General features: G+C 62.6%; 23 protein-coding genes. 16 read left to right on the top strand and 7 right to left on the bottom strand.

What is annotated here, in order from left to right; translation table 11 throughout:
• Window positions 1-81 precede the first annotated feature (81 nt).
• Window positions 82-918 carry an HDOD domain-containing protein gene (locus tag GV002_RS22520; RefSeq protein ID WP_074675378.1) on the bottom strand — a complete coding sequence of 279 codons (837 nt, stop codon included), beginning with the start codon at window positions 916-918 and terminating at the stop codon, window positions 82-84.
• A 46-nt stretch (window positions 919-964) separates the two neighbouring features.
• On the bottom strand, window positions 965-1906 hold the full coding sequence (locus GV002_RS22515; protein WP_160020497.1) for a YgfZ/GcvT domain-containing protein: 942 nt from the start codon (window positions 1904-1906) through the stop codon (window positions 965-967).
• Between the two features lie 145 nt (window positions 1907-2051).
• Between GV002_RS22515 and GV002_RS22510 the strand changes: the two genes are divergently transcribed.
• A complete protein-coding gene (locus tag GV002_RS22510) occupies window positions 2052-2306 on the top strand; it encodes a succinate dehydrogenase assembly factor 2 (RefSeq protein WP_160020496.1) in 255 nt (84 codons plus the stop codon).
• Window positions 2290-2757, top strand: coding sequence for a protein YgfX (locus GV002_RS22505; protein ID WP_160020495.1), 468 nt, complete (start codon window positions 2290-2292; stop codon window positions 2755-2757). Before GV002_RS22510 ends, GV002_RS22505 begins: the two co-directional genes overlap by 17 nt.
• Here GV002_RS22505 and nadB read toward each other — a convergent pair.
• Window positions 2711-4342, bottom strand: coding sequence for an L-aspartate oxidase (gene nadB, locus GV002_RS22500; protein WP_160020494.1), 1632 nt, complete (start codon window positions 4340-4342; stop codon window positions 2711-2713). The genes GV002_RS22505 and nadB overlap by 47 nt on opposite strands.
• 366 nt (window positions 4343-4708) lie before the next feature.
• Here nadB and rpoE point away from each other — a divergent pair, with 366 nt between their 5' ends.
• From rpoE to pdxJ, 12 genes are all read left to right on the top strand, one after another.
• The gene (rpoE, locus tag GV002_RS22495) at window positions 4709-5290 is read left to right on the top strand and encodes an RNA polymerase sigma factor RpoE (protein ID WP_017677768.1); all 582 of its coding nucleotides are present in this window, start codon (window positions 4709-4711) and stop codon (window positions 5288-5290) included.
• 30 nt (window positions 5291-5320) lie between these two features.
• On the top strand, window positions 5321-5893 hold the full coding sequence (locus GV002_RS22490) for a sigma-E factor negative regulatory protein (RefSeq protein WP_160020493.1): 573 nt from the start codon (window positions 5321-5323) through the stop codon (window positions 5891-5893).
• A 15-nt stretch (window positions 5894-5908) separates the two neighbouring features.
• On the top strand, window positions 5909-6856 hold the full coding sequence (locus GV002_RS22485) for a MucB/RseB C-terminal domain-containing protein (RefSeq protein ID WP_160020492.1): 948 nt from the start codon (window positions 5909-5911) through the stop codon (window positions 6854-6856).
• Window positions 6853-7308, top strand: a complete 456-nt coding sequence (locus GV002_RS22480; protein ID WP_160020491.1) for a SoxR reducing system RseC family protein — start codon at window positions 6853-6855, stop codon at window positions 7306-7308. Before GV002_RS22485 ends, GV002_RS22480 begins: the two co-directional genes overlap by 4 nt.
• Window positions 7309-7343: 35 nt before the next feature.
• Window positions 7344-8768 (top strand): DegQ family serine endoprotease, encoded by a 1425-nt coding sequence (locus GV002_RS22475; RefSeq protein ID WP_160020490.1) that lies wholly within the window; start codon window positions 7344-7346, stop codon window positions 8766-8768.
• A 149-nt stretch (window positions 8769-8917) separates the two neighbouring features.
• Window positions 8918-10717, top strand: coding sequence for a translation elongation factor 4 (gene lepA / locus GV002_RS22470; RefSeq protein WP_160020489.1), 1800 nt, complete (start codon window positions 8918-8920; stop codon window positions 10715-10717).
• A gap of 6 nt (window positions 10718-10723) precedes the next feature.
• Window positions 10724-11578, top strand: coding sequence for a signal peptidase I (lepB, locus tag GV002_RS22465; protein ID WP_072422616.1), 855 nt, complete (start codon window positions 10724-10726; stop codon window positions 11576-11578).
• A gap of 88 nt (window positions 11579-11666) precedes the next feature.
• Window positions 11667-12044 carry a DUF4845 domain-containing protein gene (locus tag GV002_RS22460; protein ID WP_093049217.1) on the top strand — a complete coding sequence of 126 codons (378 nt, stop codon included), beginning with the start codon at window positions 11667-11669 and terminating at the stop codon, window positions 12042-12044.
• A complete protein-coding gene (rnc, locus tag GV002_RS22455; RefSeq protein ID WP_160020488.1) occupies window positions 12041-12730 on the top strand; it encodes a ribonuclease III in 690 nt (229 codons plus the stop codon). The genes GV002_RS22460 and rnc overlap by 4 nt, the downstream gene beginning before the upstream one ends.
• Window positions 12723-13622 (top strand): GTPase Era, encoded by a 900-nt coding sequence (era, locus tag GV002_RS22450; protein ID WP_160020487.1) that lies wholly within the window; start codon window positions 12723-12725, stop codon window positions 13620-13622. The genes rnc and era overlap by 8 nt, the downstream gene beginning before the upstream one ends.
• Before the next feature lie 57 nt (window positions 13623-13679).
• The gene (gene recO / locus GV002_RS22445) at window positions 13680-14369 is read left to right on the top strand and encodes a DNA repair protein RecO (protein WP_160020486.1); all 690 of its coding nucleotides are present in this window, start codon (window positions 13680-13682) and stop codon (window positions 14367-14369) included.
• Window positions 14362-15108, top strand: a complete 747-nt coding sequence (pdxJ, locus tag GV002_RS22440) for a pyridoxine 5'-phosphate synthase (protein WP_160020485.1) — start codon at window positions 14362-14364, stop codon at window positions 15106-15108. The genes recO and pdxJ overlap by 8 nt, the downstream gene beginning before the upstream one ends.
• A gap of 75 nt (window positions 15109-15183) precedes the next feature.
• On the opposite strand, the gene GV002_RS22435 is transcribed toward pdxJ, so the two are convergent.
• On the bottom strand, window positions 15184-16068 hold the full coding sequence (locus GV002_RS22435) for a LysR substrate-binding domain-containing protein (protein ID WP_160020484.1): 885 nt from the start codon (window positions 16066-16068) through the stop codon (window positions 15184-15186).
• A 117-nt stretch (window positions 16069-16185) separates the two neighbouring features.
• On the opposite strand from GV002_RS22435, the gene GV002_RS22430 reads away from it, so the two are divergent.
• Window positions 16186-16446, top strand: coding sequence for a hypothetical protein (locus GV002_RS22430; protein ID WP_160020483.1), 261 nt, complete (start codon window positions 16186-16188; stop codon window positions 16444-16446).
• A 63-nt stretch (window positions 16447-16509) separates the two neighbouring features.
• Here GV002_RS22430 and cmoB read toward each other — a convergent pair whose 3' ends face one another.
• Genes cmoB through GV002_RS22415 form a run of 3 tightly spaced genes read right to left on the bottom strand, consistent with a single transcriptional unit; the run spans window position 16510 to window position 18917 of the window.
• The gene (gene cmoB / locus GV002_RS22425) at window positions 16510-17478 is read right to left on the bottom strand and encodes a tRNA 5-methoxyuridine(34)/uridine 5-oxyacetic acid(34) synthase CmoB (RefSeq protein ID WP_160020482.1); all 969 of its coding nucleotides are present in this window, start codon (window positions 17476-17478) and stop codon (window positions 16510-16512) included.
• The gene (cmoA, locus tag GV002_RS22420) at window positions 17475-18218 is read right to left on the bottom strand and encodes a carboxy-S-adenosyl-L-methionine synthase CmoA (protein ID WP_160020481.1); all 744 of its coding nucleotides are present in this window, start codon (window positions 18216-18218) and stop codon (window positions 17475-17477) included. The genes cmoB and cmoA overlap by 4 nt, the downstream gene beginning before the upstream one ends.
• 57 nt (window positions 18219-18275) lie before the next feature.
• Window positions 18276-18917 (bottom strand): lysoplasmalogenase, encoded by a 642-nt coding sequence (locus GV002_RS22415; protein ID WP_160020480.1) that lies wholly within the window; start codon window positions 18915-18917, stop codon window positions 18276-18278.
• 153 nt (window positions 18918-19070) lie between these two features.
• Between GV002_RS22415 and GV002_RS22410 the strand changes: the two genes are divergently transcribed.
• Complete coding sequence (locus GV002_RS22410; protein ID WP_160020479.1) at window positions 19071-20303, top strand: RNA polymerase sigma factor; 1233 nt, start codon at window positions 19071-19073, stop codon at window positions 20301-20303.
• The last annotated feature ends 149 nt before the right edge of the window (window positions 20304-20452 follow it).

Here is a 20452-nt window from a genome sequence, read left to right as displayed (position 1 = left end):
TGTAGATCACCCTTCGGGCCGCCACGCAGCGACGTCAAAAATTGCTCCCGACAATTTTTTGCCATCCGTGGCGAGATGCTTTTATTGCAGCATGCTCATGGCCGCTTCCATGGCGGCGGAGAGGTCTTCGTCGGCCTGCATGTCGACCTGCGGGTCAAGGCCGAGCTTGGCGAACGCCGGCACCTTGCTCCAGTCCAGTTGGGTGTAGGGGTGCTCGCTGCCCAGGTAGCTCTGCAGCGTGGCGACCTGGACGATATCGACGTAATCGACCTTGGCCGAGTCGCGCGTGAAGTCCAGGTACTGGCTCGGCACGATGGCGATAGGCTCGGGGAACTCCCAGGTGCGCAGGATCTTGTCGCCGATGATCGGGTGAATCTGCTCGATCACGTGGTTGAGGCTGATGGAGTCGGCCAGCAGTTCGTTGTGCTCTTCGGCGTAGGTGAGGATCGGCAGCACACCGATCTGGTGCACCAGGCCAGCGAGCGTGGCCTGGTCCGGCATCAGGCGGGTGTAGTGACGGCACAGCACGTGACAGATACCGGCGATCTCGGTGCTTTTGTTCCATACCTCGCGCATCTTGCGATCGACCACGTCGCTGGTGGCCTGGAACATCTGCTCCATGGCCAGGCCTGTGGCCAGGTTGCAGGTGTAGTTGATGCCCAGGCGGCTGACGGCCATCTGCAGGTCGGTGATTTCCTTGTTGCTGCGCAGCAGCGGGCTGTTGACCACCTTGATGATGCGCGCGGTGAGGGCAGCGTCGTTACCGATTACCTTGCTGATCTGCGGGATGCCGATATCCGGGTCTTCCGCTGCTTCACGCACACGCAATGCCACCTCGGGCAGGGTGGGCAGCACCAGCTCATCGTTCTCGATGGCGTGGATCAATTCCTGTTGGACTTTTTCGGCAAGCTTGCTCATGAAATGGCTCTCTTAGGCAATCCGATACGGTGCCGGGGAAGTTTAGTCAGCGCTGGATTTCCAGATTGGCGTCCAGCTGATAAGGCAGATCGAGCAGGGTCAGTGTCGGGCCTTCACTGCTGCCGAGATGAATGCGGCCGTCGTTCACGGCGTCTTCCTGCAACACGGCGAGCAGCTCGATGGCGTCGCCGGCTTGGGCCGCCAGCACCACTTCGCCAACGCTGGAGCCATGCACCGGTGAGAACAATTCAACGCCGACGGCCGGTAGCTCTGCAGCGACCAGACGCAGGCGCTGCAGGCGGCGCTTGAGCTTGCCCAGGTACTGCATGCGCGCGACGATTTCCTGGCCGGTGTAGCAGCCTTTCTTGAAGCTCACACCGCCCAGGGCTTGCAGGTTGATCATCTGCGGTATGAACAGCTCACGTGTGGCGCCGAAGACCTGGCCCACGCCCGCCCGTACCTGGGCCAGTAACCAGTCGTTCAGTGGCGCCTGCGGCAGCTGGGCGGCCAGGCGGGCTTGCAGCTTTTGCGCGTCCTCTGCTGGCGCCCAGAGTTCGGCGCGGCCATCGCTCAGGCGTACGGCGAGCAGTTGGCCGGCGCTGGCCAGGGAATCACTGGCGGTGCCCAACTGCAGATCGAGCTCGCTCAGCACGGCATCGGCGCCCGCCAGACCAAAGCGGACCCAGGCGGCGCTTTCGTCGCTGAGCCTGGATTTGGAGAACACGGCATATTTCTGCAGATCGGCCTGCTGCGACTCGATCAGCTCGCGCGCCATGGCCAGCAGGTAGCCGTCTTCCACCGGGACGATGCGAAAGCTCGACAGCATGCGGCCCTTGGGCGTGCAGCGGGCGCCAAGGCTGGACTGGCTGGCACTGAGGTAATTGAGGTTGCAGGTCACTTGGCCCTGCAGGAACTTGGCTGCGTCCGCGCCGCGTACTGCGAGCAGGCCTTCGTGATCGAGGAGTGTGAAGTAAGCTCTATCGGCCATGGTGCAAATCGAATCACTGAATAAAGGTCAGGGCCCTCATCATAGTGGGCGGGGAGGGGCCTTGTCAGCGCAATTGCGCAGCGTCTCGGTGAACAGCGAGGCAATTCATCGTTATACTGCCGCCCTCGTTCGAGGAGTCCGTTGCATGGTTGAGCAAAGTGAACTGAATCGCCTGTTCTGGCATAGCCGCCGGGGCATGTTGGAACTGGACGTGCTGCTGGTGCCTTTCGTCAGGGAGGTGTACCCGAGCCTGGATGCCGAGAACCAGGCGCGCTACCGCAAGCTGCTGGAGTGCGAGGATCAGGACATGTTCGGCTGGTTCATGCAGCGCGGCGAACCCGATGATGCCGACCTGCGCCACATCGTGCGAATGATCCTGGACCGTGTCCAACCCAAGTGATGTCTTCGAGTGCCGTTGGCGGCCATCGCGCTGGCTGCTGAGGCTCTATCTGTCGGTCCTGGCGCTGGCCTTGCTGGCGCCGTGGCTGGCCGACATTCCCATCTGGTCAAAGCTGCTGTCACTCGCGGTGTGCCTGGCACATGCGGCCTGGGTGCTGCCGCGACATGTCCTGTTGACTGCACCGCAAGCCATCACCGGGTTGCGCCGTGATGGATTCGGCTGGCATCTATACAGTGCTGCAGCTGGCTGGCAGGCGGTGCAGCTGCGCCGTGACAGTCTGGCGTTACCCCTGGCGGTAGTGCTGCGCTATCGCCTGCCAGGCCAGCGTTTCAGTCGCGGGCTGTGCATTGCCCGCGATATGTTGGCGCCCGAGCAGCATCGGCGCCTGCGCTTGCGTCTGAAGTTCAGCCGGCGGCGCTGGGCTGAGCCTGGGGCGTCGGCGTCAGAATAGTATCGCGGGCTTCGGCCAACTGCTCGGGATAGTCGAGGGTGTAATGCAGGCCGCGGCTTTCATGGCGCTGCATGGCCGAGCTGATCATCAGCTCGGCGACCAGTGCGAGGTTGCGCAGCTCGATCAGGTCGCGACTGACCTTGTAGTTCGAATAGAACTCGTCGATCTCGTCCAGCAGCAGGCGCACGCGGTGTTGCGCGCGCTGCAGGCGTTTGTTGGTGCGTACGATGCCGACGTAGTCCCACATGAAGCGGCGCAGTTCATCCCAGTTGTGGGCGATGATCACGTCCTCGTCTGAGTCGGTCACCTGGCTGGCGTCCCAGCCCGGCAGGTTGGCGGGCATGTCGATGGCGTCCAGCTGCCCGGTGATATCGGCGCAGGCCGAACGCGCATAAACGAAGCATTCGAGCAGCGAATTGCTGGCCATGCGGTTGGCGCCGTGCAGGCCAGTGAAGCTGGTTTCGCCGATGGCGTAAAGGCCGGGCACATCGGTGCGGCCATGCTGGTCGACCACCACGCCGCCGCAGGTGTAATGCGCCGCCGGTACGACCGGAATGGCCTGCTTGGTGATGTCGATGCCAAAGCCCAGGCAGCGTTCGTAGACGGTGGGGAAGTGACTCTTGATGAACTCGGCCGGCTTGTGGCTGATGTCCAGGTATACACAGTCGACACCCAGGCGCTTCATTTCATGGTCGATGGCGCGGGCAACGATATCGCGCGGCGCCAGCTCGGCGCGCTCATCGAAACGCTGCATGAAGCGTTCGCCATTGGGCAGCTTGAGCAGGCCGCCTTCGCCGCGAACGGCTTCGGTGATCAGGAAGCTCTTGGCCTGCGGGTGATACAGGCAGGTAGGGTGGAACTGGTTGAACTCCAGATTGCCGACGCGACAGCCAGCACGCCAGGCCATGGCGATGCCGTCGCCACAGGCACCATCCGGGTTGCTGGTATAGAGGTAGACCTTGGCCGCGCCGCCGGTGGCGAGAATCACGAAGCGCGCGCTGAAGGTATCCACTTCACCGCGATCACGATCCAGTACGTAAGCGCCCAGGCAGCGCTCGCCAACCAGGCCGAGCTTGCGTTCGGTGATCAGGTCGACGGCGACGCGCTGCTCCAGCAGTTCGATGTTCGGGCGTTGCCGGGCCTGTTCCAGCAGGGTGTTGAAAATTGCAGCGCCAGTTGCGTCGGCAGCGTGGATGATGCGTCGATGGCTGTGGCCGCCCTCGCGGGTCAGGTGGAACTCGAAGCCGCCATCCTCTCGCGCGGTTTCATCGTCCCGGGTGAAGGGGACGCCCTGGTCGATCAGCCACTGGATGGCCTCGCGGCTGTGTTCTACGGTGAAGCGCACGGCGTCTTCGCTGCACAGGCCTGCACCGGCATTGAGGGTGTCGGCGACGTGGGATTCGACCGTGTCGGTATCGTCCAGAACGGCTGCCACGCCGCCTTGCGCCCAGTAGGTCGAGCCATTGGCCAGCTTGCCTTTGCTCAATACTGCGATGCGCAGATGGGAAGGCAGGGTGAGGGCGAGTGTCAGGCCAGCGGCGCCGCTGCCGATGACCAGAACATCGTGCTGCAAGTGTAGGCTCATGTCCGAGTTCCGCGTGAAAGCGAGCCCTAGTATATAGAGAGGGGCATCGGCACAATAGGTGGCTTATGACCGACCACGGTGCTCGGGAACTTTCTTAGTCATTAAGGTTCCATAGAGGGTCGCCCATATAAGGGAGAGCGCTTGCGCGTGCCTGCATCTGAAGTCAGCGGAGGATGTGGAAATGAGCGGCGATAAGATTATTTGCGCGAGCGGAAAGGTTTCGCTCGCGCCATTCCAGGCAGAGGGAAGAAAACTCTGCGGGAAGCTTGCTTGGAGGGGAGAACTTTTGCGTAAGACCCGAGTCTATCTTGGCAAGCTGATTCGCTTACGGGCGCAAACCTCCTCCGAGCGTTACGAGGAGAGTGCATGCTAACCCAGGAAGATGATCAGCAGCTGGTCGAGCGAGTGCAGCGTGGTGACAAGCGTGCCTTCGATCTGTTGGTGTTGAAGTATCAGCACAAGATCCTCGGTCTGATCGTGCGATTCGTGCACGACACCCACGAGGCTCAGGATGTCGCTCAGGAGGCTTTCGTAAAAGCCTACCGAGCGCTTGGAAACTTTCGCGGTGACAGCGCGTTCTATACATGGCTGTACCGCATCGCCATCAACACGGCGAAGAATTATCTGGTGTCCCGCGGTCGGCGGCCGCCGGATAGTGATGTCAGTAGCGATGACGCGGAGTTCTATGACGGCGACCACGGCCTCAAGGACATCGAGTCACCGGAACGGGCATTGCTGCGCGACGAGATCGAAGCCACCGTGCATCGAACCATCGCCCAGTTGCCGGATGATCTGCGCACGGCTTTGACCCTGCGTGAGTTCGAAGGCTTGAGTTACGAGGACATTGCCGGCGTCATGCAGTGTCCGGTAGGTACGGTGCGTTCGCGGATCTTCCGTGCGCGTGAGGCAATTGATAAGTCCCTGCAGCCTCTGTTGCAGGAAACCTAAGGCAGCGGCGACAGCCAAGAGAGGAACACCATGAGTCGTGAAACCCTGCAGGAATCGCTGTCCGCGGTGATGGATAACGAAGCGGACGAACTGGAACTGCGGCGTGTGCTCACAGCCAGCGAGAATGGCGAGCTGCGCGGCACCTGGTCGCGTTACCAGATCGCCCGTGCAGCCATGCATCGTGAGCTGTTGGTGCCGCAACTGGACATTGCATCTGCGGTTTCCGCGGCGCTGGCCGACGAAGCTGCCCCGGCACGCAAGACGCCGATCTGGCGTAGTGTCGGGCGTGTAGCCGTGGCAGCATCGGTGACCGTTGCAGTGCTGGCGGGTGTGCGCTTCTACAATCAGGATGACCTGAGTGGCGCTCAACTGGCCCAGCAGGAAGCTTCTCCGGTACTCTCGGTGCCGCAGGTGCAAGGTCCTGCGCTGCTCGCTGGCTACAACAGCAGCGAGGAAACCGGTGAGCCTGCCGAGGTGGGTACCGCCAGCTGGCATGAGCAGCGCTTGCCGAGCTACTTGCGTCAACATGCGCAAGAAGCTGTGATGGGTACCGGTGAAACCGCTCTGCCTTATGCTCGTGCTGCAAGTCTGGAAAACCGCTAAGCGCTAAGGAGTCACATGCGCGCGATTCCCCTCTATCTTCTCGGTGGTCTGCTGGCGTTGCCGGTTCAGGCCACCGAGGTGCAAGACTTGCTCGGGCGCCTCGCCGCGGCAGAGCGCCAGCAAAGCTTCCAGGGCACGTTCATCTATGAGCGCAATGGGAGTTTTTCCACTCATGCCGTGTGGCATCGGGTAGAGGAGGGGGGCGAAGTTCGCGAGCGCCTTCTGCAGCTCGATGGGCCTGCCCAGGAGGTGCTGAAAGTCGATGGTCAGGCTCAGTGCGTCAGTGGCTCGTTGGCCGACCAGGTCAGTGAGGGTCAGGCCTGGCCTGCTCGGCAGTTGGATGCCGAACAACTGAACAGTTGGTATGACATCCGTGTCGCTGGTCATTCGCGCATCGCCAATCGTCCGGCCGTCGTGCTGGTGTTGGCGCCCAAGGACCAGCATCGTTACGGCTTCGAGTTGCATCTGGATCGTGAGACCGGTCTGCCGTTGAAATCCTTGTTGTTGAACGAGCGCGGCCAGCTTCTGGAGCGTTTCCAGTTCGCTCAGCTGGATACGTCGGTACCTACTGAAAATGCCATGCAGCCGAGTTCGAGCTGCAGGCCGGTTCGTTTCCGCGCTGCCGACAGCATGGCCGAAGGTAGCTGGCGATCCGACTGGTTGCCGCCGGGCTTTACCCTGACCACTGCGCAGGTGCGCCGCGAGCCCACCGCCGATGACTCCGTCACCTACCTGATGTACGGCGATGGGCTGGCGCGATTCTCGGTTTTTCTCGAACCGCTGAAAGGTCGCGCCGTCGAGGACGCGCGCAGTCAGCTGGGCCCGACCGTCGCCGTTTCGCGGCGGATGAGTACCGATGCAGGTGACGTGATGGTGACCGTGGTCGGTGAGATTCCTCTGGGAACTGCCGAACGCATCGCCCTGTCCATGCGCGCCGGAGTGCCTGAACAGGCTAGCCAATGATCGAGGAGCAGGGGCGTGTAGTGGCGCTCGAGCCCGGCGCTGTCTGGGTCGAGACACTGCGCAAGAGCACCTGCTCCAGTTGTTCGGCCAATGCCGCCTGTGGTCAGGGCTTGATGGAACGTCTCGGTGTAGGCCGGCAGCGCGGCTATGTGCGTGCGCTCAGTCAAAAGCAACTGGCGATTGGCGATAGCGTGATCATCGGTGTGCGTGAGGATCTGCTGGTGCGCAGTTCTCTGCTGGTTTATCTGCTTCCACTCCTGGGGCTGTTCGCCGCTGCGCTGCTGGCGGATGGTCTGGGTCTTTCCGAACCTCTGGTGATCCTGGCTGGCCTCAGTGGCTTGTTCGCCAGTTGGCTGATAGTTCGTTGGCGCGCCGCTCGCGTCGCCGAGAACCCCTTATTGCAGCCCGTTGTCCTACGTACGTTGCTGGTCACTGTGCCAGCGGCCGGTTAAGAGTGTCCGAGTTTTACATGGGGAGTCGTAGTTCGATGAGAAAACTCAAGTCCATTGCGCCGTTGTTGGCGGTTGCCTTGCTCTGGGGGCAAAGTCTGCTGGCTCAGGCCAGCCTGCCTGATTTCACCGATTTGGTAGAAGAAGCCTCGCCTGCGGTGGTCAATATCAGTACCCGCCAGAAGATGCCCGAGCGCGCAGTTGCCGGGCAGCCGGGCTTGCCTGATCTGGAAGGTCTGCCGCCGATGTTCCGCGAGTTCTTCGAGCGCAGCATCCCACAGATTCCGCGTAATCCGGGCGGTCGCCAGCGCGAAGCGCAGTCGCTGGGTTCCGGTTTCATCATCTCGCCGGACGGCTACATCATGACCAATAATCATGTTGTTGCCGACGCTGACGAAATCATCGTGCGTCTGTCCGATCGCAGCGAGCTGGAAGCCAAATTGATTGGTGCCGACCCGCGCAGCGACGTCGCGCTGCTCAAGGTCGAGGGCAAGGACCTGCCTGTGGTGCGCCTGGGTAAGGCCGATGACCTGAAGGTTGGCGAGTGGGTGCTGGCTATCGGTTCGCCGTTTGGCTTCGATCACTCGGTGACTGCGGGGATCGTCAGTGCCAAGGGGCGTAACCTGCCGAGCGACAGCTACGTGCCGTTCATTCAGACCGATGTGGCAATCAACCCGGGTAACTCCGGCGGCCCGCTGTTCAACCTGCAGGGTGAGGTGGTGGGTATCAACTCTCAGATATTCACCCGTTCCGGCGGTTTCATGGGGCTGTCCTTTGCCATCCCGATGGAAGTGGCCATGCAGGTGGCCGACCAACTCAAGGCTGATGGCAAGGTGACCCGCGGTTGGCTCGGTGTGGTGATTCAGGAAGTGAACAAGGATCTGGCCGAGTCCTTCGGTCTGGACAAGCCGGCTGGCGCGCTGGTCGCGCAGGTGCTGGAAGATGGTCCGGCGGACAAGGGCGGCCTGCAGGTGGGGGACGTGATCCTCAGCCTCAATGGCAAGCCGATCATCATGTCGGCTGATCTGCCGCACCTGGTCGGCGGCCTGAAGCCGGGTGAGAAAGCCGAGATGGATGTCGTGCGTGATGGCTCGCGCAAGAAGCTCAACGTCACCGTCGGCACGTTGCCGGAGGAGGGCCAGGAACTGGCGTCGTCCGGTTCGGCGCAGGGTGGTGAGCGCAGCAACAACCGCCTGGGCGTCACGGTAGTGGAACTGACCGCCGAGCAGAAGAAAGGCCTCGACCTCAAGGGTGGGGTTGTGGTCAAGGAAGTGCTCAATGGTCCTGCGGCCATGATTGGTCTGCGGCCCGGTGACGTGATCACGCACCTGAACAATCAGGCCACTGACTCCACCAGCGCCTTCGCCCAGGTGGCGCAGGAGCTGCCGAAGAATCGTTCGGTGTCGATGAGGGTGCTTCGTCAGGGGCGTGCCAGCTTCATCACCTTCAAGCTGGCCGAGTAATCCAGGCACGTTGAGGAGGGCGCTTTCGGGCGCCCTTCTTCGTATCTGCACCAGCGCTGTGCAGGCGTGACGCGGTCGCGAGGGATCGGGTACAATCTGCGGCTATTTTCGGCAAGCGTCTTGCCCGTGCCTTCTTTGAGTGTTGATCTGTGAGTGACCTGAGTCATATCCGCAATTTTTCCATCATTGCCCACATTGACCACGGCAAGTCCACCTTGGCTGACCGTTTCATCCAGATGTGCGGTGGTCTCACCGCGCGTGAAATGGAGGCTCAGGTCCTGGACTCCATGGATCTGGAGCGTGAGCGCGGCATCACCATCAAGGCCCACAGCGTCACGCTGCACTACAAGGCGCAGGACGGCAAAACCTATCAGCTGAACTTCATCGATACCCCCGGTCACGTCGACTTCACCTACGAAGTCTCGCGTTCGCTGGCGGCGTGCGAAGGTGCGCTGCTGGTGGTCGATGCCGGGCAGGGCGTCGAGGCGCAGTCCGTTGCCAACTGCTACACCGCTATCGAGCAGGGCCTCGAGGTCATGCCGGTACTGAACAAGATGGACCTGCCGCAGGCCGACCCGGACCGCGTCAAGGACGAGATCGAGAAGATCATCGGCATCGACGCCACCGACGCCGTGGCCTGCAGCGCCAAGAGCGGCATGGGTGTGGACGAGGTGCTCGAGCGCCTGGTGCACACGATTCCGGCTCCGACTGGTGATATCGAAGCACCGCTGCAGGCGCTGATCATCGACTCCTGGTTCGACAACTACCTGGGCGTGGTCTCGCTGGTACGTGTGCGTCATGGCCGGGTGAAGAAGGGCGACAAGATTCTGGTCAAGTCCACCGGCAAGGTGCACTTGGTTGACAGCGTCGGTGTATTCACCCCGAAGCACACCGCCACCGCTGACCTCAAGGCCGGTGAAGTAGGTTTCATCATCGCCAGCATCAAGGACATTCACGGTGCGCCGGTGGGCGACACCCTGACCCTGTCCGCGACCCCCGAGGTCGAAGTGCTGCCGGGCTTCAAGAAAATCCAGCCGCAGGTCTATGCTGGCTTGTTCCCGGTCAGCTCCGAGGATTTCGAGGATTTCCGCGACGCCCTGCAGAAGCTGACGTTGAACGACTCTTCGCTGCAATACATGCCGGAAAGCTCCGATGCGCTGGGTTTTGGCTTCCGTTGCGGCTTCCTCGGCATGCTGCACATGGAGATCATCCAGGAGCGCCTGGAGCGCGAGTACGACCTGGACCTGATTACCACCGCACCAAGCGTGATCTACGAGCTGGAACTCAAGACCGGCGAAACCATCGTCGTCGACAACCCCTCCAAGCTACCGGATGTCTCGGCCGTCACCGATTTCCGCGAGCCGATCGTCAACGCGACCATCCTGGTACCGCAGGAGCACCTGGGTAACGTCATCACCCTGTGCATCGAAAAGCGCGGCGTACAACGCGATATGCAGTTCCTCGGCAGCCAGGTGCAAGTGCGCTATGACATGCCGATGAACGAAGTGGTGTTGGACTTCTTCGACAAGCTCAAGTCCACCAGCCGCGGTTACGCTTCGCTGGACTATCATTTCGATCGCTACCAGTCTGCCAACCTGGTCAAGCTGGACGTACTGATCAATGGCGACAAGGTCGATGCCCTGGCATTGATCGTGCACCGCGACAACGCGGCCTACAAGGGCCGTGCGTTGACTGAGAAGATGAAGGAACTGATTCCACGGCAGATGTTCGATGTGGCGATCCAGGCGGCCATTGGCGGCCAGATCATCGCGCGGACCACTGTCAAGGCGCTCAGAAAGAACGTACTGGCCAAGTGTTACGGTGGCGACGTGAGCCGTAAGAAAAAGCTGCTGGAGAAGCAGAAGGCCGGTAAGAAACGCATGAAGCAGGTCGGCAACGTGGAAATTCCACAAGAAGCCTTCCTTGCCGTGCTCAGGTTGGATAGCTAAGGCTCTATGTCGATCAATTTCCCGCTCCTGTTGGTTATCGCGGTTGCCGTTTGCGGCTTCCTGGCCCTGATCGATCTGATCCTGCTGGCTCCGCGCCGCCGTGCGGCGATTGCGGCGTACCAGGGGCGGGTCGACGACCCCGACGACAGGGTGCTGGAGCGCCTGAACAAGGAGCCCTTGCTCGTCGAGTACGGCAAATCCTTTTTCCCGGTGCTGGCTATCGTGCTGGTGCTGCGCTCGTTTCTGGTCGAGCCGTTCCAGATTCCTTCCGGGTCGATGAAGCCGACCCTGGAAGTGGGCGATTTCATCCTGGTCAACAAGTTCGCCTACGGCATTCGCCTGCCGGTGATCGACGAGAAGATCATCGAGGTGGATAACCCGCAGCGCGGTGACGTGATGGTGTTTCGCTACCCCAGCGATCCGAGCATCAACTACATCAAGCGCGTGGTTGGTCTTCCGGGTGATCGTATCGAGTACACCCAGGGCAAGCGCTTGTTGATCAATGGTGAGCCGGTGGCCGAGAAGCTGATCGGCGAAGAAGCGGGCAGCCTGGGCAGTGCGATGCTCTACCAGGAGCGCCTCGGTCAGGTCGAACACACCATTCGCAAGGAAATGACTCGCATGCGCCGCGAGCCTGGCGGCCAATGGGTGGTGCCTGAAGGGCATTACTTCATGATGGGCGACAACCGTGACAACTCCAACGACAGCCGTTACTGGCGTGATCGTCATATCCCTCAGGAGCTGTGGGGCATGGTCCCGGACGATCATATCGTCGGCAAGGCCTTCGCCATCTGGATGAGCTGGCCGGAGCCCAAGACCAGCAATCTGCCCAATTTCTCTCGGGTTGGCCTGATTCATTGAGCACTGGCGCGCTGTTCAATACAGCGCCACAGGCTATAAATAGTCTAGCCGCCAGGCTTTCCAACAAGATCGTTCATTGGGGATACACATGACTTTCGCGCGCTCGCAGCAGGGGCTTTCCATTCTGGGTTGGCTGATGGTTCTGGCCGTGGTGGCATTCTTCGCCAGCACAGCGTTCAAGATGTTGCCGCACTACATGGACTACATGTCCATGGAGAAGATCATCACTTCGGTGGAAACCGACAAGGCGTCGGATGTGCGCACCGTTGGTGAGTTTTACAACCATGTGAGCAAGGGCATGCAGGTCAACAACATTCGTGACCTGAATCTGCGTGATGTGCTCAAGGTGACGCAGGAGAACAATGAATTCCGCGCCCACCTCAAATATGAAAAACGCGAGCCACTGATCGAGAACCTCGATCTGGTGGTGAATTTCGACAAAGAATTTCGTGTACGGATGCCGTGAGTCCAAACCTGTCCCGCCTCGAGCGCAAGCTCGGCTATAGCTTCAAGGACCAGGACCTGATGGTCCTGGCCCTGACCCATCGCAGTTTCGCCGGCCGCAATAATGAGCGGCTGGAATTTCTCGGTGATGCCATCCTCAATTTCGTAGCCGGTGAGGCGCTGTTCGAGCGCTTCCCGCAGGCCCGCGAAGGCCAGCTATCGCGCCTGCGCGCACGCCTGGTCAAGGGCGAGACGCTGGCCGTGCTGGCCCGCGGTTTCGAGCTGGGCGAATACCTGCGCCTGGGCTCCGGTGAGCTGAAAAGCGGCGGGTTTCGTCGCGAATCGATCCTGGCCGATGCCCTGGAGGCGCTGATTGGCGCCATCTATCTGGACACCGGTATGGATGCAGCACGCGAGCGCGTGCTGGACTGGCTGACCGGCGAGCTGGACGGCCTGACCCTGGTCGACACCAACAAGGATCCGAAAACACGCCTGCAGGAGTTCCTGCAATCGCGTGCCTGCGAGCTGCCTCGTTACGAGGTGGTGGACGTACAGGGCGAGCCGCACTGCCGTACCTTCATGGTCGAGTGCCAGGTTTCCCTGCTCAATGAAAAGACCCTGGGCCAGGGCGGCAGCCGGCGTATCGCCGAGCAGGTCGCTGCGGCTGCGGCGCTGATCGCCCTCGGGGTGGAGAATGGCAATGACTGATACACCTATGACCCGCTGCGGCTACGTCGCCATCGTCGGCCGGCCCAACGTGGGCAAGTCGACGCTGCTCAACCACATCCTCGGGCAGAAGCTGGCGATCACCTCGCGCAAACCGCAGACCACCCGCCACAACATGCTCGGGATCAAGACCGAGGGCGAGATTCAGGCTGTCTACGTCGATACGCCTGGCCTGCACAAGCAAAACGACAAGGCGCTGAACCGCTACATGAACCGCAGCGCCTCCACCGCGCTGAAGGACGTCGATGTGGTGGTGTTCGTGGTCGACCGCATGCGCTGGACCGACGAAGACCAACTGGTGCTGGAGAAGGTGCAGCACGTCAAATGCCCGATCCTGCTGGCGGTGAACAAATCCGACCGCCTGGAAGACAAGAGCGAACTGCTGCCGCACCTGGGCTGGCTGGCCGAGCAATTGCCGCAGGCCGAGATCGTGCCGATCTCCGCGCTGCAGGGGCAGAACCTCGATACCCTGGAGAAGCTGGTGGGCGAGCGCCTGCCGGAGTCCGAGCATTTCTACCCGGAAGACCAGATCACCGACCGCTCCAGCCGTTTCCTGGCTGCCGAGCTGATCCGCGAGAAGATCATGCGCCAGCTCGGTGCCGAGCTGCCGTACCAGATCACCGTGGAGATCGAGGAGTTCAAACAGGAAGGCCGTATCCTGCATATCCACGGCCTGATCCTTGTGGAGCGTGACGGACAGAAGAAGATCATCATCGGCGACAAGGGCGAGCGCATCAAACGCATTGGCCAGGATGCGCGCAAGGACATGGAAACCATGTTCGACTCCAAGGTGATGCTCAACCTCTGGGTCAAGGTCAAAGGTGGTTGGTCCGACGACGAGCGCGCCCTGCGCTCGCTGGGTTACCTGGATTGATCGGGGCGCCATGCGCATCCTTGTCGTTGCTCATGGCGCATTCTGGCGGTTACCCACATGATTCCTGCCGCCTACGTTCTGCATAGCCGTCCGTACAAGGAAAGCAGCGCCCTGGTGGATTTCTTCACCGCTCAGGGGCGCGTGCGTGCCGTACTGCGCGCCGCTCGCGGCAAGATCGGCAGCATTGCCCGGCCTTTTGCGCCGCTGGAGCTGGAACTGCGTGGGCGCGGCGAGCTGAAGACTGTCGGCCGCCTGGAAAGCGCCGGTATTCCGCTGCTGTTGACGGGCGAGGCGCTGTTCTCAGGGCTCTATCTCAACGAACTGCTGATCCGCCTGCTGCCGGCCGAAGATCCGCACCCCGTGATGCTCGAACACTATGGTCTGACCTTGCAGGCACTGGCTGCCGGCAGGGCCCTGGAACCGCTGCTGCGTGCGTTCGAATGGCGCCTGCTGGACGAGCTGGGCTATGGTTTCGCTCTAGATCGTGACCAGCACGACCAACCCATCGATCCCACGGCACTTTACCGCTGGCAGCAGGACATCGGTCTGGTGCCGGTGGTACAACTGCAACCCGGTGTGTTCCAGGGCCGCGAACTGCTGGCCATGGCCGAAGCCGACTGGCAGACGCCAGGTGCGCTGGCCGCCGCCAAGCGTCTGATGCGTCAGGCGCTGGCACCCCATCTTGGCGGCAGGCCACTGGTCAGCCGCGAACTTTTCATGACGCTCAAGGAGTCCAAGCGTGACTGAGGCCAATCGTATTCTGCTCGGCGTGAACATCGACCACGTCGCCACCCTGCGCCAGGCTCGCGGTACACGTTACCCGGACCCGGTCAAGGCTGCGCTGGACGCCGAAGAGGCCGGTGCCGACGGCATCACCGTGCACCTGCGCGAAGACCGCAGGCACATCCAGGATCGTGATGTACGCGTGCTGGCCGACGTGCTGCAGACGCGGATGAACTTCGAAATGGGCGTCACCGATTTCATGCTCGGTTTCGCCGAGCAGATTCGCCCGTCGCACGTGTGTCTGGTGCCGGAGACCCGTCAGGAGCTGACCACCGAAGGTGGTCTGGACGTGGCCGGGCAGGAAGCGCGTATCGCCGCAGCGGTCGAGCGTCTGACCCTGGCGGGCTGCGAGGTGTCGTTGTTCATCGACGCCGAGGAGCGGCAGATCGAAGCGGCCATGCGTGTCGGTGCGCCGGTCATCGAACTGCACACCGGTCGTTACGCCGATGCCCATACGGCGGAAGAAGCTGCGCATGAGCTGTCGCGCATTCGTGATGGCGTCATCTGCGGTCTGAACCACGGGTTGATCGTAAACGCCGGCCACGGCCTGCATTACCACAATGCCGAAGCCGTGGCGGCGATTCCCGGCGTCAACGAACTGAACATCGGCCACGCCATCGTCGCTCATGCCCTGTTCGTCGGCTTCAAGCAGGCAGTCGCCGAGATGAAAGCGCTGATCGTCGCGGCTGCCTACCGCGGCTAGCGTACTTTGTGGGAGGGGCTTCAGCCGCGACTTTCGATGGTCTATCGCCGCTGAAGCGCCTCCCACTTCGTTCGTTCAGTCCTGGCTGAAAGCCTGAACCATCTGCCTGGCGAGCGCCTCGACGGCGTCGTTGCGTTGATGGCCGAGAATCAGCTTGATGTGGTACTCGCCAAGGGCGGGCAAGCCTTGTTCTGCGCCGAGTCGGCGTAGCGGCGGCCTGACCAGGCTGCGGGGGAAAGGCGCGATGGCCAGGTCGGCGGTCATCGCCGCTTCCTGGCCGGCGCACTGCTCGCAGGAGTAGGCGATGCGATAGGCCATACCCTGGCGATCCAGCGCATCGATCGCAGTTCTGCGCCAGGCGCAGCCCGGGTTGGCCAGCGCCAGCGGCAGGGGCGAGCGCTGTATGGCCAGGCCGCCATCGCGTCCGGCCCAGACCAGTTCCTCGGAATAGATCACTTCGCCGCGAGAGTCATCCAGGCCGTCGTTGCCGGCGTTGATCAGGGTCAGATCCAGCTCGCCGGCATCCAGCTTCGCCACCAGATCCACGCTGCGCCCGACGTTGACTTCGACCTCCACACCCGGGTGGCTGCGGGCGAACAGCATGAGTACGCCTGGTAGCACACGGTCGCCGATATCGTTTGGTGTGCCGAAGCGCACGCGGCCGGTCAGTGTGGGGGTGAGAAAGCGCGCCACCGCCTCCTCGTTGAGCTTGAGCAGACGCCTGGCATAGCCCAGTAGCAGCTCGCCTTCGGCGGTCAGGCGAACCTGCCGTGGCTCGCGGATGAACAGGCGCTTGCCGAGGGCTTCCTCCAGGCGCTTGATCTGCAAGCTGACGGCCGCCGTGCTGCGAAATATCTGTGCGGCGGTACGGGTAAAGCTGCCGCTATCGGCGATGGCGACGAAAGTGCGCAGCACGTCGCTTTCCAGAAGCGGTAGAGAGATGGGGGCTGTCGCATTCATGATCGTTAAATATTAATTAATTCAGTGTTTGATATTTGTAGTTTGATTGAACGATAGGCGCGTTTCATCCTGATCGCAACCCCGGCAAGAAGCCGGCCGCGATACGGAGGAAATGCCATGAACAGTTCGAGCAAGCACGACAAGTCGCGCCCAGCCATGCCCGAGTTCTACATGCCGGCCATGTGGCCGCTGGATCTGCAGAACGCCATCGTCGACTGGGTGGGGGCGTGGTTCTGGCGCCGGCGCATGCGTCGCCTGCTGGCGCAGGACATCGAGGGACGGATTCGTCTGGGCAGTGCTCGTGGCGTGGTGGAGCAGGGCGCAGGCGAGCCGCTGCGGCTGATCGCGCAGCGGCGGGCGCGTTGGCTGCGGCCGTAGGGCGGGTGCAACCCGCCAATTGCAGTCAGGCGGGTTTCACCTGCCCTACGAGAACGACTGTCCTCAGGGTTTGCGTGCGATCAGCACGGCGCGGGTCGGCGCCGGCAGGCCTTCGACGGTGCGACTGTGGTCGGCTGGATCGAGAAACTCCGGCAGCGACTGGAAGCGCATCCACTCGGTGGCGCGTTGCTCCTCCACCGAGGTGGTGCTGACGTCGACGCAGCGCACGTCCTCGAAACCGGCGCGGCGCAGCCAGCGCTCCAGCGCCGGTACCGAGGGCAGGAACCAGACGTTGCGCATTTGCGCGTAGCGATCCTCGGGCACCAGTACCTGCTCGGCGTCGCCTTCGACCACCAGGGTTTCCAGCACCAGCTCGCCGCCCTTGACCAGGGTATCCTTGAGGTCGAGCAGGTGATCGATGGGCGAGCGGCGGTGGTACAGCACACCCATGGAGAACACCGTGTCGAAGCCCTGCAGCCTGGCTGGCAGTTCCTCGAAGGCCAGCGGCAGATGCCACACCGGTTGATCCGGCAGGTAGCGCTTCATCGCCAGGAACTGGCAGAGGAACAGCCAGTTGGGGTCGATGCCGACCACGCTGTCGGCACCCGCACCGAGCATGCGCCACATGTAGTAGCCGTTGCCGCAACCAACATCGAGGATGCGTTTGCCGACCAGATCAAGATGCGGGGCAACGCGCCGCCATTTCCAGTCCGAGCGCCACTCGGTGTCGACATGTACGCCGAACAGTTCGAACGGGCCTTTGCGCCAGGGGATCAGCCCCCGCAGGGCGGTATCAAGCTGCGAGCGGCTCGCCTCGTTGCAGGCGCCGCCAAAGGCGAAGCGCTTAGTCAGCTCCACTTCGCTCACTGGCAGGTCTGGAAGTGCCTGTACGGCGCCGTACCAGCGCGCCAGGTCGCCATGACCGATGGCCAGCTTGGCGTCGAGCTGGCCGGGCAGGTCGGCCGCCCATTCCTGCAGCGGGGTGCCGGCCAGTTGCGCCTGCAGGGCATCGAGGTCCAGGTCGCGCATCATGGCAGGGCCACCAGCGAGGCGAAGTTCAGGCACTGGAACCAGGGCAGCACCTTGCTGAAGCCAGCGGCCAGCAGGCGCTCGCGGTGCTGCTGGAGGCTGTCGGGCAGCATCACTTTTTCGATGGCGCTGCGCTTCTGCGCGATTTCCAGCTCGCTGTAGCCGTTGGCGCGCTTGAAAGCCACGTGCAGTTCGGTAAGCAGGTCGTGCTCGGCTGCATCCTCGAAACGCAGCTTTTCCGAAAGGATCAGCGCGCCACCGGGCAGCAGTGCCTGGCGAATGCGTGTGAGCAGCTCCAGGCGCCGCTCCGGCGGGATGAACTGCAGGGTGAAGTTGAGCGTGACCAATGAGGTGGGCTGCAGGTCGAGGGCAAGAATGTCGGCCTCGATCACCTCCACCGGCAGCAGCTCCTGGAACATGGCGTCCTGGGCATGCAGGTATTCGCTGCAACGCGCGACCATGGCCGGGGAGTTGTCCACCGCGATCACCTTGCAGCCATCGACGCGCACGTGGCGGCGCAGCGCCTGGGTCACGGCACCAAGTGAGGCGCCGAGGTCATACAGCGTCGTCTGCGGCTGAGCGAACTGGCCGGCGAGCATGCCGATGTTCTCGACGATGGTCGGGTAGCCGGGCACCGAGCGCTTGATCATGTCGGGAAACACCCGCACCACGTCCTCGTTGAAGACGAAATCGGGCACCTCGGGCAGAGGCTGGGCGAATAGACGATCAGGTTCTTGGCTCACGGCAGTCGCAACGGGTAGCGGAAAAGGCCGGTATTTTAGCCAAGTGTGGCGCAACAGTCAGGCGCTGTTGCTGCGCTGAAAGGCCGAGGCAGTGATGCCCCACTGGCCGAGCCAGTAGGTGAGGATGATGGCGTACGGTGCGGCATCGAAGCTGGCGACGAAGCGGTCGATGCCGATCAGGCTGTCGGACAGCACGAAGAGTGTCGCGCCGCCAGCGGCGAGCCAGGTGGAGCGCGGCTGCAGCTGCGGCTGGCCGATACGAGCCAGGGCACGCCAGAGCATCAGGCTGATTGCCGTGGCATAGCAGGCCACCGGGATCAACAGCTCGCCCAGGCCGCTGCTGGCCAGTATGGCGAACATTGCGCCTCCGGCGATCAGCGCCAGCAGCAGGGCGGGCAGAGCCGGTTGCCGGCTGTCGGAGCAGTAGGCGCGCAGGTAGGCCAGATGGCCGAGCAGGAAGGCGCCGAGGCCGAACACGAACAGATCACCCGGCCAGTCCAGCAGGATGTCGCCGGCCAGGGAGAACACCAGGCCGATGCCGATCCAGCGACGGTAAGTGCCCACCGGCGCCAGGCGCAGCCAGAGCAGCAGGGCAATCACCGGGATGCCCTTGGTCAGCAGGCTGAGCTGCGCATCGCCGGTGATCCGGCCGTAGAGAAATACCGCAGCACCCACCAGACCGAGCAGCAACCAACGCATAGCAAGACTCCCGTCGTTATTGGAATGGCGCGACTATGCCCAGCGACCGAACGGATGCCAATGCGAGGGGTGCCAAATCGAGGGGCGGATCATGCCGCTACTCGACGTCACCGGCAGTATTGGGCAACGTATGCGTTCGTTCAGGAGAAGCGCATGTCGATAACGCCACCTGTCACCGAGCTGCTCGAGCGCCTTTACCGCGAAGAGTCGCGCCGCGTGCTCGCTACTCTGATCCGCCTGCTGGGTGACTTCGACCTGGCCGAGGAGGCGCTGCACGAGGCGTTTCGCAGCGCGGTCGAGCAATGGCCGCAGAGCGGAGTGCCGGACAACCCGCGTGCCTGGCTGGTGTCTGCCGGGCGCTTCAGGGCCATCGACAACCTGCGTCGGCAGCGTCGCTTCCAGCCGTTGGATGAACAGGTCGAGCTGCCAGATGAGAGCGACACCGAGGGGGGCGAGCTGCTCGAAGACGACCGCCTGCGCCTGATCTTCACCTGTTGCCACCCTGCGCTGGCCAGTGACGCCCAGGTGGCACTGACCCTGCGCGAGGTATGCGACCTGACCACCGAGGAGATCGCCCGCGCCTTTCTCTCCAGCCCGTCGACCCTGGCCCAGCGCATCGTGCGGGCCAAGGCGAAGATTCGCGACGCGCGCATCCCTTACGAGGTGCCGGGACGCAGCGAGCTGCCCGAGCGCCTGGAGGCGGTGTTGCGCGTTGTCTATCTGGTGTTCAACGAAGGCTACTTCGCCAGCTCCGGTGATTCGCTGACCCGCAGCCAGCTGTCCGACGAGGCGATTCGCCTGGGCCGTTTGCTCTTGGAATTGCTGCCCGAGCCGGAAGTACAGGGGTTGCTGGCGCTGATGCTGCTGCACGAGTCGCGTCGTCCTGCGCGCAGCGGCGTCGATGGTGAAGTGATCCTGCTGGAGGCTCAGGATCGAGGCCTGTGGAATCGCGAGCTGATCGCCGAAGGCGAGGCCCTGGTGTTGCAGGCGCTGCATTCGCGACGTTTCGGCCCTTACAGCCTTCAGGCGGCGATTGCTGCGGTGCATGCCGAGGCGGCCAGCCTGGAGCAAACCGATTGGGTGCAGATCGTCGGTCTGTATGACGAGTTGCTGCGGCTGCAGCCTTCGCCGGTGATCGAACTCAACCGCGCCGTGGCGCTGGCCATGCGTGACGGTGAGCAGGCAGGGTTGGAGGAAATCGACCGTCTGCTCGCCACCGGCGAGTTGGACGGTTACCACCTGGCCCATGCGGCGCGGGCCGACCTGCTGCGTAGGCTGGGCCGCCGTGAGCAGGCGATTGTTGCCTACCGCCAGGCCCTGGCGCTGGCGCAGCAGGGGCCTGATCGGCAGTTTCTGCAGAAGCGGCTGGAAGAGCTGGGCGGGTAACGCACCTGTTCGTAGCCCGGATGGAATCCGGGGATGGTCGGCACCATGCTCCCGGATTGCATCCGGGCTACTGCGCAGGTTAGGCAGCAGGTGGCGGGCATTGCACCCTCACCCCAACCCCTCTCCCAGGGGGAGAGGGGCTAGCAGCA

Origin of the sequence: Pseudomonas sp. 8O (assembly GCF_902506495.1) — a bacterium.
Taxonomy (GTDB): domain Bacteria; phylum Pseudomonadota; class Gammaproteobacteria; order Pseudomonadales; family Pseudomonadaceae; genus Aquipseudomonas; species Aquipseudomonas chaetocerotis.
Note: the sequence above shows the minus strand (reverse complement) of the source record. Positions and strands in the feature narration are given on the sequence as shown.